The sequence below is a fragment of the Limibacillus sp. MBR-115 genome, assembly GCF_040549425.1.
Taxonomy (GTDB): domain Bacteria; phylum Pseudomonadota; class Alphaproteobacteria; order Kiloniellales; family CECT-8803; genus Limibacillus; species Limibacillus halophilus.
In genome coordinates this window covers 101,995-118,506 of sequence record NZ_JBEPTJ010000001.1, presented here as the reverse complement: position 1 = coordinate 118,506, position 16,512 = coordinate 101,995, and the positions used below count along the sequence as shown (strand labels likewise).

The window sequence follows — 16,512 nt, the reverse complement described above, 5'->3', positions numbered from 1 at the left end:
ACGGTTGCTGTAATTCAAACCCGCGCAGGGATTCATACCGCAGATGATTCGCCATTCAACCAAGATCGTTGCGGAAATCATAATCGGCGCTTTGGTCATGGTGTTTTTCCTGGGCTTGGCATTGGTCTGGCGCTTGTCCGAAGGCCCCATCACGCTTTCCTTCATCACGCCTTATCTCGAGGATTCGCTTTCCGATCCGGGTCGTGGGATCGATGCAAGAATCTCGGACATGTCTTTGGCCTGGGATGAAGACTTGCGGCGTCCCGAGTTCCGTGCGTTCGGCATAAGCTTGCGGGATTCGGAAGGGGTTGCGATCCTCGAATTACCACGCGCCGACGTGCGTATAAGCCTGCCACTGCTTCTGGAGGGGCGGATCGCTGTGGAGCAGGTTGATGTGATTGGCATCAGCTTAAGCCTGGCGCGCACCGCAGAGGGGCGTGTCCGGCTCACATCTGCGGGTGTGAAAGGTGATGACCCTGCCTTGCCACAAACGGATTCCGGCGGACTCAACGAGTTGACGCTTGACGACTGGCTTGAAGAGGGCACCTCGTCCGACGACCAGGAACCGAGTGAGCCGTCGATTTTCTCAGCCCTGCGGCGTGTAAGAATTATCGGCGCAAGCTTGGTCATGAGCGACGAAAATTCGGGCCTGACGTGGCGCGCTCCGCAGGCCTACATCGATATGCGTCGGAACGATACAGGTATCGTGGCGGCGTTACGCCTGTCATTGGAAGTCGGACAGGACCTGGCGGAACTGACGGCCGATGCAAACTACGAACAGGAAACCGGTCGGATAGATGCGACGACTCGCTTCTCGGGTATTCATCCGGGTCGTCTTGCCGCTCTTCTGCCCTTTCGCGAACTCAAGGAATTGCAAGGCCTGGACCTGGAGCTGCGTGGCACGATGGTTGTCTCCCTGAACGCGGCTGGCACTATAACTCAGGCGGGGTTGGAGATAGACGGAGGCCCAGGCTTTATCACGGTGCCCGGCGTTGATATGACGGTGTTTCCGGTCCGCGGTGTGCGGCTGGAAGCAGGGGTCGATCTTTTGCGTGCGACCGTCAATTTGCGCCGCTTCGATATTTCCCTGGGACAAGGTGATAGCGGGCCCGAGCTCGCACTCTCCGGCGAGTTGCAAGGTCTGTCGGGTGACCTGTTCGGTCGTCAGGCGCGAGATCTCAGAACCAGACTGAAATTCACACTGGCAGGCATGGATGTTGAAGCACTGCCTTTGTACTGGCCGGAGGGCGTATCGCAAAACGGGCGTGATTGGGTGCTTGAAAATATTACCGCCGGAGATGTCGATAACTTAGTGGGGGAGGTCGCGCTCTTCGCGCCGTTAGGCAATTGGGACGAGTTGGTCCTGGAAAACCTCGATGGCACTTTCACGTTTGCCGGTGTCGATGCCCATTACCTGCGCCCCATGCCACCGGTGGTGGGTGTAGATGGTACGGCCACATTCTCGCCCCAGGGACTGGTGCTCGAGATGCAGGGGGGGACCTCAGGTGACATTGTGCTGGGCAGCGGCACTTTGGATATAACCGGCCTGAATGCCAAGGAACAATTTCTTGCGGTGGAGTTTACTGCAATTGGCCCGCTGCCAAGTGTGTTCTCTTTGTTGAATCACCCCCGCGTGGCCTTGATTGATAAACTCGGTCTGAACACGGAAGGTGCGGTCGGCAGTGTCTCGGCGCGAGCCCGGTTTGCGTTTCCGTTGTTGGCCGATCTGACCTTTGATGAAATGGATGTCTCGGCCCAGGGAGATCTGACCGACACGGGGTTGATCAAAGTGCTCCTTGGGCAGGACGTGACGGGTGCCAATGTAAAGCTCGATTTATCGAAGGACAGTATGTCGATTGCCGGAGAAGCCAGCCTTGCTGATGTCCCGCTTACATTCAAATGGCGTGAGAATTTCACGCCAGTAAAGGGAATTCGACGCCGTCTCGAAGGGACTGTGGCGACCGTGGGCCACGAAAAACTGCAGATTTTTGGGATTGCCAGCGCGCCTTACTTGACGGGGCCGTTCTCCGCGGACTTCCTCTATACAGAACAAGCTAAAGGCGAAGCCCAAGTAGATGTGAAGGCCTCGCTTACCTCCGCGACGATGGAGATCAGAGATCTCGGGAACTGGCGAAAAGCAGCGGGTGAGGAAGGGCAGGCAAGCTTTTCCTTGTCTCTTTTGAAGGGTACACCGCGAAGCCTTCAGAATATTCAGGTGACGGCGGGAACACTAAAATTATCCGGCGACGCTCAGTTCAACGCAGAGGGCCGCGATATCGCTCAAGCGCGATTGAGTGCGCTAGCGTTTGGCGAGCAAGCCTTGCGGGATGTGGAAATTACACGTGGTCCTAAGCGCTTGACGGTATCCGTAGCGGGGGGAAGCCTGGACGCTCGACCGTTTCTGAAAAGTGATGAGGATGAGGATACCGCCGCTACCGAACCGGATGACACACACCTGACTCTGACGCTGCGTAACATCGAGCGATTGCGCTTTGGCGATGAAAGCTATCTGGAAAACGGACATCTTGAATTGGAGCGCGTGAAGGAAGGCTGGCGCCGTTTCCTCCTGCGTGGCCGGATTCCCAAGCAGCTTCGCAGTTCTGTCGTGGACGGGCAGGAGCGCTCCCCCGAGGTGGAGGTTTCCTATGCGCCTGCAACGGACGGGCGGCAGGTGCTCGAGATGGCCGCCGCCGACGCTGGCGGATTGTTTCGGAGCCTGGATTTTTTCGACACAATGGATGGGGGGCTGTTGCGGATCAATGGCTCACGGGAAGGGATTGCACGCACCAATCCGCTACGGGGCAATATTGAGATCAAGGATTTCAAGCTAATCGATGCGCCGGTGTTGGCAAAATTGCTGACGGTCGCTTCGCTGACGGGGATCGTCAATGTCCTTAGCGGCGAGGGGATTGAGTTCAAGAGGGCTAAGGGCGATTTCGAGGCCGTCGAAGGGCGTATATCCAGTGATCTGCTGCGTATTTACGGTTCGGCGTTGGGGCTGACGGCGCAGGGCAGTGTCGATATCGATCAAAACCTCGCCGACCTGCGCGGCACCGTTGTGCCCGCATACGCGGTCAATCAGGTGCTGGGCGCAATTCCCTTGTTGGGAGATATCCTGACTGGCGGAGAAGGCGAGGGCGTTTTTGCCGTTACCTACACGATGACCGGTCCGCTGGATGACCCAGTGGTTGCCGTCAATCCGCTGGCGGCCTTGGCGCCCGGCTTTCTGCGTGGTCTTTTCGATGTGGGAAACGGCAACAGCGACACGGATCGTCCCAGGGCAATTCCCGAAGAGGTGGATCGGTAAGGCTAAGGGCGGGTGATGTACTTGAAGACACCCTCGCCTTGACCGATCAGACGACCCAGCGCGTCGGTGACCTCGCAGCTTGCGTAGAAGATTGATCGGCCTCCTCCCTTGCGAACGGCGCGGGCCGTCAACTTGGCGCCCGCTTCTGCGGTGCTGATGAACTGGCAGGTGAGCGAGAGGGTAAATGCGCGCAACGACTGTTCCGGTTCATCACGGTAGCATCCGCTGTACCCGCAGGCCGTGTCGATCAGGGTGGTCAGCATGCCGCCGTGCATGACGCCACTGCGGTTCAGATGCTGGTGTCTGACCAAGAGCGAGACTTCCGCTTCATCCTGCCGCCAGGCGGTCAGGTGATAATCGGTCAAATCGGCGAAGCCACCGCGCACCCGGTTCGGGTCTGCTATGGCTGAGGGTGTTTGCTGTGCATTGCTCATGATCTCCCAGAGACTGCCCAATTGGATTGGCCCTGTCCATAAGCCGCAGGCCTTCTTGACCGCCGCAGCGTTCTACCCTAAAAAGAACATAACAAGAACATTGGTGTGGAAATGATAAGAGCTTCAAAGGAAAATAAGAAAATACAAGAGCTTAGAATGAAAATTCTTCACCTTGAAGGGGGAGGATGCTCTTCCAGCAAGCGCCTGAAGTTTGGTCTGAAAGCTTTGGATCGACTGCTACCGGAAAGGGGGTTGCCGCTTGCGGCCCTGCATCTCTTCGAGCCTTGCAGGCGGGAATGGGATGACGGTGTCGCGAGCGCTTTTGCAACCTCTTTGGTGCGATTGTTCCTGCAAGAAAGCAATCGGCAAGGACCGCTCTTTTGGGTCACGCGACATGACGACCTCTATGGCGCCGGTTTGCTGCCCTTCGGTGTGAAGCCAACCGACCTTCTGGTTGTTCGCGCTGCTGGAGATGCCGAGGTCTTCTGGTGCCTTGAGGAAGCTTTGACGGATAGCAGCCCGGCCTTGGTGTTAGGCGAGATTGGCAAGTTGGGGCGCATTGCCGCCCGTCGCTTGCAGTTGGCGGCGGAAGCAAGCGGTATCCCTTGTTTTTTGCTGCTGCGGTCTTTCACGCCGCCGCCCGAGCAAAAGGGCAGCGGTGCTTTCAGCCATTGGCGCTTGGCGCCTGCGCCCAGCACCGCTGGTGCTGCGGGGCAATCCAGCCGCACCGATAATCGTTTGTTGGGACGGCCGCGCTGGCAGGTCGAGTTGCTGCATTGCCGGGGTGGGCGCCGGGGGGACTGCCTCATGGAGTGGAACGATGAAACGTGTGCTTTCTCTATGGCTGCCCCGCTTCGCGACGGAGCGCTACCACCTGTCTCCGGCGCGGAACTGGGAAGGGCAACACAGGCTTCCTGAGGCCCCCTTTGCCCTAACCGAGAACGAGCGCGGGCTACTGCGCCTATCGGCAGTGGATAGACGAGCCGAGGCTCAGGGTCTGACGCCGGGCCTGCCTTTGACCCAAGCGCGGGCGCTGCTACCTGGTCTTGTTACGCTCGCGCATGATCGGGGTGCCGAGAAACGTCGCCTGGAGAAGCTGGCGGATTGGTTGGAGCGCTACAGTCCCTGGGTCGCTCTGGATGAAAGTAATGAGGGGGCCGCGGGCTCGGCGGCTTGTTGGCTCGACATCAGCGGTTGCGCGCATCTGTTCGGTGGTGAAGCCATGATGGGCCGGGACCTCTTGCATCGCCTGGAGGGTTGGGGTCTGACGGTCCGATTGGGGCTTGCCGATACGCCGGGAGCAGCCTGGGCCGTGGCACGCTTTGCGACTGCCGCAGGAGAGCCGTTGCGGATTGTCCCGGCGGACGGGCAGCGCGCCGCCTTGGCGTCTCTGCCGATTGCAGCCTTACGACTGCAGGAGGCGGAGGTGGAATTGTTGGGGCGGTTCGGCCTGTTGCAGATCGGTCAGCTTTACGAGCTGCCGCCCGCCGGGCTGGCGCCGCGTCTGGGGGGAGCCGTGCAGCGACGCCTGCGGCAAGCTTTGGGGGCGATGGCTGAGCCTTTGTCGCCACGCCGCGCGCCGCTGCGCTTCGAGGCCCGGCTCGGGTTTTCGGAGCCGGTCGCCGCCGTGGACGATCTCGCCGCAGCGGTGGAGAAGCTGCTCCAGGAACTCTGCAGAACCTTGCAGCAAGCGGACCAGGGCGCGCGCCGTTTGCTTCTAGTTCTGCACAGGGTCGATGCCAGTCGGCAGGAGATCCAAATCGGCGTTAGCAAGGCGAACCGTGATCCAGAGCATCTCGGCCGTTTGCTGGCGGACCGGCAAGAGTCTTTCGATCCGGGTTATGGGGTCGAGGTCATGACCCTCGCAGCGGGGGTGACGGAGCCCCTGAGCGCCGAGCAGATGACCCTGGCGGACAGAAGGAAAGCGGACCGGGGTGAGACTGGCGGGCTGCTTGACCGCCTTCTGAACCGCCTTGGCACAGGGCGCGTCTACAGTCTGGAGCAACGACCGTCTCATTGGCCTGAAGCGGCCCAGGTTAAGAGAGAGCCCACGGAGAAAGGAGACCTTCCCAACGCTTGGAGAAGCACGTTTGATGGGCAGAATCCTGCGGGTTTACGCCCGTTACGCTTGCTACCGCGTCCCGAGCCGATCGAGACGCTTGCTTTGCTGCCGGATCATCCACCCGTGCGCTTTGTGTGGCGGCGGGTCACGCACCTGGTGGCGCGGGCTGAAGGCCCCGAGCGTCTGTTGGGCGCCTGGTGGGAACGACCGCTAACGAACGAAAATGCGGCCAGGGATGCGGCCAGGGGTGCAGGCGAACCCGCAAGGCTGCCGCAGCGCGATTATTACCGTGTCGAAGATCAGGAAGGTCGGCGCTTCTGGCTGTTTCGCGATGGCGGCGATTGGTTCTTGCATGGGCTTTTCGGTTGAACGGAGGCGGAATGGGATGACAGCCTTTGCCGAGCTACAGGTGACGACCAATTATTCCTTCCTGCGGGGCGCGTCCCATGCTGAGGAATTGGCAACGGCGGCCGCAGCCATGGGCTTGCGGGCAATCGGTGTGGCGGATCGCAATTCGCTGGCCGGAGTGGTGCGCGCCCATGTTGCCGCCCGGCAGGCCGGAATAGGTTTGTTGGTGGGCGCGCGGTTAGTTCTGCGCGATGGCTTGGAGATCATCTGCTATCCCAGAGATCGAGCGGCTTATGGGCGCTTGTGCGACTTGTTGACCAGAGGCAAGCGGCGTGCCGGAAAGGGAGACTGTGAACTTCATCGGAGCGACTTGGAGGCATTGGGAGGGGGGCAGTTCCTGATCGTTCAGCCGCCGCGCCGACCAGGGGGGGATTTTCAGCCTTGGCTAGCGGGTTTGGCGGCCAGCCATCCGGGGGAGGTTTTTTTGGCCGCCTTCCGCCACTACCACGCCGGGGAGCTGCGGCGGCTGGCGGAGCTGGCGAGACTGGCCGAGAATAGTGATTGCCCGCTGCTGGCAAGTAACGATGTGGCTTACCATGAGCCCGCCCGCAAATTGCTGCTGGACGTTCTGACCTGTATCCGCGAGGGCTGCCGGATCGAGGCTGCGGGCTTTCGCCTGGAAGCTAATGCGGAACGCCATCTGAAATCTCCGGAGGAGATGGCGCGCCTCTTCGTCGACTATCCCGAAGCCCTGACCCACAGTCTGGATATTGTCGCGGGCGTAGATTTCTCCCTCGATGATCTACGCTACGAATACCCCGAGGAGATCGCGCCCGATGGAACTTCACCCGGCACGCGACTGGCGCAGCTTGCCTGGAACGGTGCGGCGCGGCGGTACCCAGGCGGTGTGCCAGACAAGGTTCGCGCGCAGATCGTGCATGAGCTGGAACTGATCGCCGGGCTTGGTTACGAGCCTTATTTTCTGACCGTTTATGAGTTGGTTCGTTTCGCGCGGGAGCGCGGCATCCTCTGTCAGGGACGGGGCTCGGCGGCTAATTCGGCGGTCTGCTATTGCTTGGGGATCACCGCAGTCGACCCGTCGCGGTTAGATCTTCTGTTCGAGCGTTTCATGAGCAGTGAGCGCGGCGAGCCGCCCGACATCGATGTGGACTTCGAGCACGAGCGTCGCGAAGAGGTTATCCAGCATATCTATGAAACCTACGGACGGGATCGCGCGGGTCTCACGGCGACGGTGATCCGCTACCGCAGCAGAGGGGCGCTGCGCGACGTCGGCAAGGTCATGGGGCTTTCCAGCGACACCCTGAGCGCCTTGGCGGGTAATATCTGGGGTTGGAGCCGTGAGGAAGTGCCGACGGCGGGCTTGCGCGCGGCCGGATTGGACCCGGATGCACCCCGCCTGCGGCAAACCTTGGAGATCGTGCGGGCCTTGATCGGCTTTCCCCGCCATCTGTCGCAGCACGTCGGTGGCTTCGTGATGACGCGGGGGCCCTTGCGGGAACTGGTGCCGATCGAGAACGCGGCAATGGCCGATCGGACGGTCATCGAATGGGACAAGGACGATCTTGATGCGCTCGGTATCCTGAAGGTGGATGTGTTGGCGCTTGGCATGTTGACTTGTCTGCGAAAGGGTTTTGACCTGCTGGCCTGTCACAAGGGATTGCACCACAATCTGGCCAGCGTCCCGGTTGAGGACAGCAAGGTTTACGACATGCTCTGCCGGGCGGATAGCATTGGTGTCTTCCAGGTGGAGAGTCGGGCTCAGATGAGCATGCTGCCCCGGCTCAAACCGCGCGACTTCTATGACCTGGTGGTGGAGGTGGCCATTGTGCGGCCAGGGCCGATTCAAGGGGATATGGTGCATCCTTATCTGCGCCGGCGAAGCGGCGCGGAGAAGGTCTGCTATCCCTCGGATGCGCTGCGTGCGGTGCTGGAGAAGACCCTGGGTGTGCCGCTGTTCCAAGAGCAAGCCATGAAGATTGCCATTGTCGCCGCTGGGTTCACGCCCGCCGAGGCGGACCAACTGCGTCGGGCCATGGCCACTTTCAAGAACACCGGCACCATCCATAAGTTCCGCGAAAAGATGGTGCATGGCATGGTAGAGCGCGGGTATGACGAGGATTTCGCCGAGCGTTGTTTTCGGCAGATTGAAGGCTTCGGAACTTACGGGTTTCCGGAAAGCCATGCGGCTTCTTTCGCGCTGCTGGTGTACGTCTCCGCCTGGATGAAGTGTCACCATCCCGAGGTTTTCGCCGCGGCCCTGTTGAACAGTCAACCGATGGGTTTCTATGCGCCGGCGCAGATTGTGCGCGACGCCCGTGAGCATGGCGTCGAGGTGCTGCCCGTGGACGTTAATCACAGCGATTGGGATTACGGTTTGGAGCCGGGATCGCGCGGGACGCTGGCACTGCGCATCGGACTGCGTCAGATCAAGGGCTTGGCCGAAGCGGAGGCTAAGCGCCTGGTTTCGGTGCGGGGCAATGGTTACCCGGATATCGTAACGCTGTGGCGCCGCGCCCGCTTGTCCAACCGTACGCTGGAGGTGTTGGCCCGCGCCGATGCTTTCGCTTCGCTTGAGCGCGACCGGCGTCAGGCTTTGTGGGAGATAAAGGGTCTGCCCGACGCCAATCCCTTACCGCTTTTTGCCGCCGCGCAAGAGGAGGAGAGGGGGCCTGAGCCAGTTGTGACGTTGCCCGACCTGGCACCCGGTCAGCAGGTGGTGGAGGACTACCTCAGCCTGCGCCTTAGCCTGCGTGCCCATCCGCTATCGTTTCTGAGGGCTCGGCTTGAACGCGAGGGATGGCGAGACAGCCGTGCGCTCAAGGATTCGCCGGACGGATGCCGACTCGGGTTGGCGGGATTGGTCCTGGTGCGCCAGCGTCCCGGAACGGCCAGAGGCGTTATTTTCGCGACCCTGGAGGATGAGTGGGGCGTGGCCAATATCGTGATCTGGCCAGACCTTTTTGAAAAGCAACGCGCCGTGGTGATGAAGTCGAGCCTGTTGGCGGTGCAAGGGCGGCTCCAGAAGGAAGGGCTCGTTATCCATCTTATCGCCGATCAACTCTATGACCTGAGCCCCCGTCTGGCTGAATTGGAGATGCCCGCGACGGCCTTTGCCGGGGCATCTGGTCGGGCAGATGAAGCCCGGCATCCGACACAGGATCGGAGGCAAGCGCGCCATCCAGCGCTCCACCGGTCCCGGGATTTTCATTGAGAGCCTCTAAAAACCCTGGGAAACTGCGGTATTGATTCAACCCCCTTGCTCATCTCGCCGTTAACCTTTAGCTTTTTCCGCGCTTGGAAGAGCGGCATCTCAGAAGCTAGCCAAACGAGCAAAACGAGAAGCTAAACGGAGCGCCTGATAAGCAGGCATGCTCTGAGGTAACAACGGGGGATACCCCTTTAACAAGGGAAACGCTGCAACGGTCCGCCTTCCTTAGCGTTGCCGCGTTTATTGGTTCGAATGCAGGAAATTCTCAGACACGTTCGTGCCTGGGTCGATCGCCAGTTTCCCGAAAGGGAAATTTATTTGCGTGCCGAAGGCAGAGTCCGATTTCTTCGGGTTTCGCCGCGGCAGCAGAAACTGGCGACGGGCTTGGCGATTTGCTTAGCAGGTTGGGGACTCGCAGCGACGGTAACGGCTGTTGTTTCTCCCGTCATCATAAGCGAGCAGCAAACGGAAATTAACAAGCGCGACCAGGCTTACGTATCGCTCTTGAACGAGATTGACCAGTACTACGATCAATACACCAACATCCTGGGCGGTCTGGAAGACAACCAGTCGATGCTGCAGGATATTCTTTCCGGTCAGGCCGAAGGCGTAAATCTGGCTGACATTCAGGCCCGGCTTAATCGCAGTGAGGGCGATCACGCAAAGGTTGTCGTGGCGCGCGACGCGCTCGAAAACAAGCTGGCTTCATTCGAATCCAGCCTGCGCCAGATCGCTGAGCAGAACGTGACCCTGGAAACCCAGGTCACCTCCATGAAAAGCGTGCTGGATTCAACAAAGGCCGAGCGCGAAGAAGTTGTGAAAGCCCGGGAAACTTTGCTTGGTCAGCTCACCGAGACTCAGGAACGCCTGACTCGTGAGAAGCTGACGAAGCAAAAGCTTCAGGCAAATCTGGAAGACATATCCGAGGATGTCGTGATCGGCGATGCCGAACGTCAGGCCTTGATTGAAAAGCGCTTCAGTCTCGAAGCGGAAATCGCCGCGCTCGAAACGCGTCAGCGAGGCGCGGAAGCCCGCCAGACCCAGCTAGAGCAGATCATTATCAACCTGCAGGAATCTCTTGATGATTCCCGTGATATGCGGGCTCAGTTGTCCAGGGAGCGCGATGAACTGAAACTACAGGTCGTGAGCCTGGAAGAGACTCTGTCGGCCTATGAGCAACGCCAACTTGATCTGGTAGCGAAGCTTACCGAACGCACGCTCAGCAGCATCGGTGACATCGAAAAAGCCGTTGCGATGACGGGTGTGGAAGTCGACAAGCTTTTGAACCGCGTGAACGATGCGCCAGAGGGTGAGCTTGGCATGGGTGGTCCGTTCGTACCGTTGGTAGGGCCGGAACTGGATCAGGACAACTCTTTCCAAACGGCGCTGGCGCTACTGGACCTGCACCTGCGGCGCTGGGAGGGGCTGCGAACCATCGCAACCGCTTTGCCTCTGACACCGCCGATGGATAGCTACGAGTTGAACAGTAACTATGGTCCGCGTAAGGACCCGAAGAACGGCAAGCGGGCGCAGCATTACGGTATCGACCTTGGTGCGCCGACGGGAACGCCGGTATTCGCACCTGCACCAGGCAAGGTGGTAAAAGCCGGATGGTTTGGAAATTATGGCCGTTATATAGAAATTGATCATGGTTTCGGTGTTACAACACGTTATGCGCACCTCAAACGGATAGAGGTGAAACGCGGTGAAACCATTGATTTCCGGCAACCGATTGGTGCCGTAGGGACGTCTGGACGAAGCACTGGACCGCACCTGCACTACGAGATCCGCATCGATGGCAACCCGCTCAACCCGGATAACTTCCTGGAGGCAGGTAGGCATGTTTTCAAAGGCTAAGAACGGAGGACCTTCCGATATGACCCCCTCCCCGGAGCCCAAGGACAATGGCCTTGGCAGTCGCCCTCGTGCATCGATCGGGGGCGTGCCGTCGATCATCAGCAACGATCTGACGATTCGCGGAAACCTTGAATCCGATGGCGATATTCAGATTGACGGACAGGTTGATGGCGATGTTTTGAGCCGAAGCGTCACGATCGGACATGGTGCGCGAGTCAAAGGCGTCATACGGGCCGAAGAGGTCAAGGTATCGGGCCAGGTCGATGGCGAGATACACGCAACCAATGTCGCTCTCCTCGCCAGCGCGAAGGTGACCGGCGATATTATGCATAAATCCTTGTCCATTGACGCGGGCGCCTTCATCGAAGGCATGCTCAAACGTATCGAGGATGCCCGTCCGGCTTCCATGCAGCCCAAGACCACAGCAGCCTCGTCCGGCACTTCGGCGGCCAGCGCAAATTCATCCGGCAGTAATACGTCGTCGTCGCCCGTTTGATGGGGTCAGGCTCTTTCAAGAGCCTCTTGGAGCCGCGGCCAGTCGACATTCCCGCCTGAAAGGACGATGGCCAAGGTTCGGCCTTGCGTCGCGACCTTGCCTGAGAGAACGGCGGCTAGCGTGACGGCGCCACCTGGTTCAACAACCAACTTCAACCAACGAAACGCGAATGCCATGGCGTCCATTACTTCGTCGTCGCTAACAGCCACGCCTTGAGTGACCAGGCTCTTATTGATCTGAAAAGTTAAGTTCCCCGGCATTGGTGAAAGCAATGCGTCGCAGATCGACCTTGCCGCGGGGTCGTTTGCCTCTCTTGATCCGCTCCCAAGCGAGCGTCCCGTATCATCGAATCCGGCAGGTTCAACGAGCGTTAGTGCGGTATCTGGAAGCCTGTTCTGGAGGGCGAGGGCGATACCTGCCGTCAATCCGCCGCCGCCGCAGCACGTAAGGACCTCTTCTGGAAGCGCGCCAAGCGCCTCGGCCTGTTCGGCAATCTCCAGGCCGCAAGTGCCCTGGCCGGCAATGATCCGGCGATCATCATAGGGTGCGATCAAATAACTTCCGTATTCGGCGCAGATACGAGCAGCGATTTCTTCGCGGTTCTCGCCAAACCGGTCGTAGGGGATGACCTCCGCGCCATAGCCTTTGGTATTCTGAACCTTGATGGCAGGGGCGTCCGACGGCATGACGATACGCGCCGGAATGCTGCAAATCTGGGCGGCGGCGGCCACGCCCTGCGCGTGGTTTCCTGAGGAGTAGGCAATAACACCGCGCTTTTTTGCGTCAGCGGGAAGGCTGGAAATTGCATTGTAAGCGCCGCGGAACTTGAAAGACCCTGTGCGTTGCAGGACCTCCGGTTTGATCAGAATTCGGCCGCCGGTACGCTCGTTTAGCGCCATATTCTCGAGCAACGGCGTACGGATGGCATGGCCTTTCAGCCTCTCGGCGGCGGCCAGAACATCGGCAAAGACCGGTGTCGTTAGGTCGGACGCAGAGGTCTTAGGAATCGATACGGGCGAGGAACTCATCGATCGCTAGCTCCACTTCGGGTTCATCCAATGTCGGGGCGTGTGGCGTGCCTCTAACGCACACCTCGGTCATGTCCGGATGCAGTTCGGCCATGCGTGCGGCCGTTTCCGCGCTCAGGAGATCGGATGTCTCCCCCCGGACCAGTAAAAGCGGCTTTTGCTTCAAGCTCAAAAACGGTGGCCAGAGGTCGCCCGGTGGCGGTCCCTCAACGAGCGCCTGGGCAATCGCCGTATCCCAACTGAAATGCAATTTTCCGTCGTCGCCGGCCTTGAACGCGGTCTCGGCTAGTTTGCGGTAGGTGTTCTCATCCGCGCGTGGGTAACTGCCGGGCGGGAAGTTGCTGGCAATATGAGCCATAGCATCGGGCCAATCCGCCTGCGGTTTATCTTCGCCAATTGCTGCAAGTATCCGCTCGACACCGCCTGGAGTGAAATCGGGACCGATATCGTTGATGACCGCGGCTTTGAAAACGGCGGGCATCAAAAGGCCCATACCCATGGTTAGTAAACCGCCCAGGGAGGTTCCCACCACAACGAAGTGGTGGAGGTTTGTCGCGGCGATCACCTGGAAAACGTCATCCAGATAAACTTCTGGGCGGTAGTTGCGCCAGTTGCTATCCCGATCGGATCGACCCCGGCCTCGGTAATCGAAAGTGACAACACGGCGATGCGGAGCATGCCGTTCAGCCAGCTCCCGAAAGTCGCGTGTGTTCCGGGTCAAACCGCTGAGACAAAGCAACGGAGCCGTGTCGTCTAGCGGATCGCCCCAGTCCTCGACGTGGAGACGCAGGCCGTCCTTCGTTCGGACTTTCAGGTCACGGCGAGGAGTCATCCGGTTCTACACCCTCCCAACTGTCTCAAGCGCGGACCGGTACCGGAAGGTCGTCCAGCGTGCTGATAACTGCCTTCGGTGTTCCCGGTAACTTATCCCAGAGGCGGTTGAAGCGATTCAGCCAGGCCACCTGAAAACCAAAGTGCGCGGCTGCGGTTGCATCCCACGTATTGCTTGAGATGAAACAAATCTCCTGTCGCGTCACGCCCAAACGGTCGACGGCCATCTGGTAGACACGCGAGTCTGGCTTGTACACACCCACTTCCTCAACTGAAAGGGCATAGTCGAGCGATTGGCCAAGGCCTGCGAATTCGATAGCGGCGGCCATCATCTTGGGCTCGCCGTTCGAAAGAACCGCTGTTGCGATGCCTGCGGCTTGCAAGCGCTGCAGGCAGGCCGGCACCTCCGGATAGGCCTCAAGTTTCAGATAGAGCTCCATGAGCTGAGCTCGCAATTGCGGGTTCTGAACGCCGTGGCTTTCCAAGGCGAAATCCAGGGCGTCACCTGTGATTTTCCAGAAATCCACATGCTCTTTCATCAAGCTGCGTAACCAGGTGTATTCCAGCTGTTTTTGGCGCCAGAGATTAGAGATGGAGTCTTTGTTCGGCCCCAGTTCTTCGGCAAGTCGTGCAGCGGCCGAATGGACGTCGAACAGGGTGCCATAAGCATCAAAGACGCAAGCTTTGATCTGGCCCCAGGAAGTGCTGTTAACTTCAGTGTTCATTTTGCTGCTGATCCTCACTCACTGATCGTTGACCCTCACCTCGCTGCGCAGCACAGCAGATGAGGAACTGGCTGTCTAGCGACCGGCGGCTCGGTCAAGGTCTTGTGAAAGCTGAAGCTCCAGTGCGTTTGGGCCGCCGATCCGTTGGCGGTAGACAACCATCGCTTCGAGGACGCGTTGCACGTAATTACGGGTCTCGTAAAACGGTATCCGCTCAATCCAGTCGACGGGGTCGACGCCCGGTGTGGTCGGATTACCAAACCGACCTAACCACTCATCCACGCGGCCTGGCCCCGCATTGTAGGCGGCAATCGCTAGGATGTGAGATCCGCCAAACCGCTCAAGCATTTCCTTCAGGTATGCGCTGCCAAGGGTCATGTTGTAGCCCCCATCATCGAGCAGCCGATCACTGCTGTAAGGCAAGCCAAGGTCTTTGGCCACTTTCTTTGCAGTGCCCGGCATAAGCTGCATCAGGCCGCGTGCGCCGACGCGGCTTATGGCATCGCGGCGGAATAGGCTTTCCTGCCGGATCAGGGCCAGAACGAGCGCCGCTTCCGGATTGCGCTGTTGCAATTGCTGTGCCGGGAAGGGCGCCACCGGAGGCAGCGGATAGAGGTAGTCCTCCAGATAAACATCGGCTAACTGAGCCGATTTGGCGACGATAACAGCCAGATCCGTGCGCTTGCTCTCTGCGGCAAGATCAGCCAGCAGGCGATAATCGCTTGCGGATTCGGCATTGCTCCGAAGGGCGATCACAAAGCTGCTCAAACGCTCGGTTTCATCAAAACGGTTAAGCAAACGGACAACCTGTACCAATTCCTTGGCCTCAAAAGCCTCTTTCTCTTTTGTGTCAGCCGGCGGGACCGCCTGCGCAGGCGATAGGGCATTGCGCTGGTGCAAGCCTGCGCGCACGGCCGCCAACTGACCATAGAAACTGGTGGACTCAGCGGCCGCCAATTCATACCAGCGACGGGTCTCGGAACTCATGCCCGCAGTTGCCTCCACGGCGCGGCCGGCCCAATAAGCAGCACGTCCCTTGCTGATCGGCGTGCCGACGCCGTCATAGAGTCGTTGAAAGTGGGCGAGCGCATCGCCGGGGCGGTCGAGGAACCGCAGGGCGAGCCAACCCGCCAGCCACTCCGCCTGTGCAAACTCGATGCCACTCTCCAAGCCGTTTCCTGCAGCAATTCTGTAGGCGGCCTTGAAGTCTTTTCGATCCATCGCTTCCCGAGCGGCCCAATGGCGCAGCCTCCACCAGCGATCCGCATCCCTGTATTCGGGATGTGGCGGGTCGAGTATCTCCATCACGCCTTCATAACGGTTACGCCGCAAACGCCAGTGCGCGCGCTCGTAAAGCAAGCCTTCATCGTCCTGCAGATTGGCAGGCACCGCACGAACCGCGCCGTCTACGCCCGGCTCGTCTCCGGCGAGCTTCAGGCGCGCCCTTGCCAGCGCTGCAATCCCTGTCCCCAATCTGGCCGCTTGACGCAACGCGCCCTTCGAATCCTGCCGTGACAACAAAGCCTCAAAACGTTCGCGATCATCGTCGTTGGTCAAAAAACGGCTGTATGCGGCAAGGAACCGCTTCTCCACATCCTCTGACATTGATTGTTCGCGCCAAGCCTTGCGTGCGAGCTTGCTGACCTCGGCTTCTTGGCCGATCCGGGAGTAATGCGCCAACGCGCGCTCAATACCCGGCATGCTGCGGGGCCGATAGGACTCAAACCAGATCGATAGAGTTGCCGGGTCAATCTCCTCGGGGAAACGTTTCTCGGCCGCGACGACCACATTAGATTCCTGCGGCCAGCCCGGATGGCGGTCCAAAAAGACGGCAATTTCCCAAAATCCAACCTCCGGGCTATCGGCGAGTGCGGCTCGCCAGATCAGGAGGCCGTCGAGAAGTGGCGATTTGAAAGGGGCAACGAGCGCTTGCGCCGCTTTTAAGGACCCCTTGTCCGCTAGTTCGAGCGCCTTCGAGACAACGGGGGCCGCCAGAGTTCCCGAAGACTGTGCGGATTGATTCGCAACCTGAGCAAGGCCAGGCGTGGCAAGGGAAACGAAAAGCGATAAGGTAAAAACGAGCCAAGTTGGCCGCATGAATGGACTCCCGATCCGGTTTGTTCCCCCGTGCGGGACTCTACTCGTTTGCAGCCCGACCAGCAATCAAGGCCTCGGGATAATCGCACTTACAATGC

The 16,512-nt window shown here is 59.5% G+C and carries 11 protein-coding genes; 6 read left to right on the top strand and 5 right to left on the bottom strand.

The genetic code is table 11. The annotated features are described in order from the left end of the window. Positions 1–43 precede the first annotated feature (43 nt). Positions 44–3,307, top strand: coding sequence for an AsmA-like C-terminal domain-containing protein (locus ABIE63_RS00530; protein ID WP_183415295.1), 3,264 nt, complete (start codon positions 44–46; stop codon positions 3,305–3,307). Between the two features lie 2 nt (positions 3,308–3,309). On the opposite strand, the gene ABIE63_RS00525 is transcribed toward ABIE63_RS00530, so the two are convergent. Then, complete coding sequence (locus ABIE63_RS00525; RefSeq protein WP_183415294.1) at positions 3,310–3,741, bottom strand: PaaI family thioesterase; 432 nt, start codon at positions 3,739–3,741, stop codon at positions 3,310–3,312. Positions 3,742–3,897: 156 nt separating this feature from the next. On the opposite strand from ABIE63_RS00525, the gene ABIE63_RS00520 reads away from it, so the two are divergent. The 5 genes from ABIE63_RS00520 to ABIE63_RS00500 all read left to right on the top strand — a co-directional run bounded on the left by ABIE63_RS00520 (position 3,898) and on the right by ABIE63_RS00500 (position 11,733). After that, positions 3,898–4,659 (top strand): ImuA family protein, encoded by a 762-nt coding sequence (locus tag ABIE63_RS00520; RefSeq protein ID WP_183415293.1) that lies wholly within the window; start codon positions 3,898–3,900, stop codon positions 4,657–4,659. Further along, a complete protein-coding gene (locus tag ABIE63_RS00515) occupies positions 4,562–6,172 on the top strand; it encodes a DNA polymerase Y family protein (protein WP_354501744.1) in 1,611 nt (536 codons plus the stop codon). Before ABIE63_RS00520 ends, ABIE63_RS00515 begins: the two co-directional genes overlap by 98 nt. A gap of 16 nt (positions 6,173–6,188) precedes the next feature. Then, complete coding sequence (locus ABIE63_RS00510; protein WP_354501741.1) at positions 6,189–9,383, top strand: error-prone DNA polymerase; 3,195 nt, start codon at positions 6,189–6,191, stop codon at positions 9,381–9,383. Positions 9,384–9,632: 249 nt separating this feature from the next. Continuing rightward, positions 9,633–11,237 (top strand): peptidoglycan DD-metalloendopeptidase family protein, encoded by a 1,605-nt coding sequence (locus tag ABIE63_RS00505; protein ID WP_354501738.1) that lies wholly within the window; start codon positions 9,633–9,635, stop codon positions 11,235–11,237. A gap of 19 nt (positions 11,238–11,256) precedes the next feature. Next, entirely contained in the window at positions 11,257–11,733 is a 477-nt protein-coding gene (locus ABIE63_RS00500; protein WP_354501735.1) for a polymer-forming cytoskeletal protein, read from the top strand. 5 nt (positions 11,734–11,738) lie between these two features. Here the strand turns inward: ABIE63_RS00500 and ABIE63_RS00495 are convergent, their stop codons facing one another. The 4 genes from ABIE63_RS00495 to ABIE63_RS00480 all read right to left on the bottom strand — a co-directional run bounded on the left by ABIE63_RS00495 (position 11,739) and on the right by ABIE63_RS00480 (position 16,414). After that, the gene (locus ABIE63_RS00495; protein ID WP_354501732.1) at positions 11,739–12,761 is read right to left on the bottom strand and encodes a threonine/serine dehydratase; all 1,023 of its coding nucleotides are present in this window, start codon (positions 12,759–12,761) and stop codon (positions 11,739–11,741) included. Then, the gene (locus ABIE63_RS00490) at positions 12,733–13,593 is read right to left on the bottom strand and encodes an alpha/beta hydrolase (RefSeq protein ID WP_354501730.1); all 861 of its coding nucleotides are present in this window, start codon (positions 13,591–13,593) and stop codon (positions 12,733–12,735) included. The genes ABIE63_RS00495 and ABIE63_RS00490 overlap by 29 nt, the downstream gene beginning before the upstream one ends. Before the next feature lie 25 nt (positions 13,594–13,618). After that, the gene (locus tag ABIE63_RS00485) at positions 13,619–14,317 is read right to left on the bottom strand and encodes a haloacid dehalogenase type II (protein WP_354501727.1); all 699 of its coding nucleotides are present in this window, start codon (positions 14,315–14,317) and stop codon (positions 13,619–13,621) included. 75 nt (positions 14,318–14,392) lie between these two features. Next, positions 14,393–16,414, bottom strand: coding sequence for a lytic transglycosylase domain-containing protein (locus ABIE63_RS00480; protein ID WP_354501724.1), 2,022 nt, complete (start codon positions 16,412–16,414; stop codon positions 14,393–14,395). Positions 16,415–16,512: the final 98 nt, after the last annotated feature.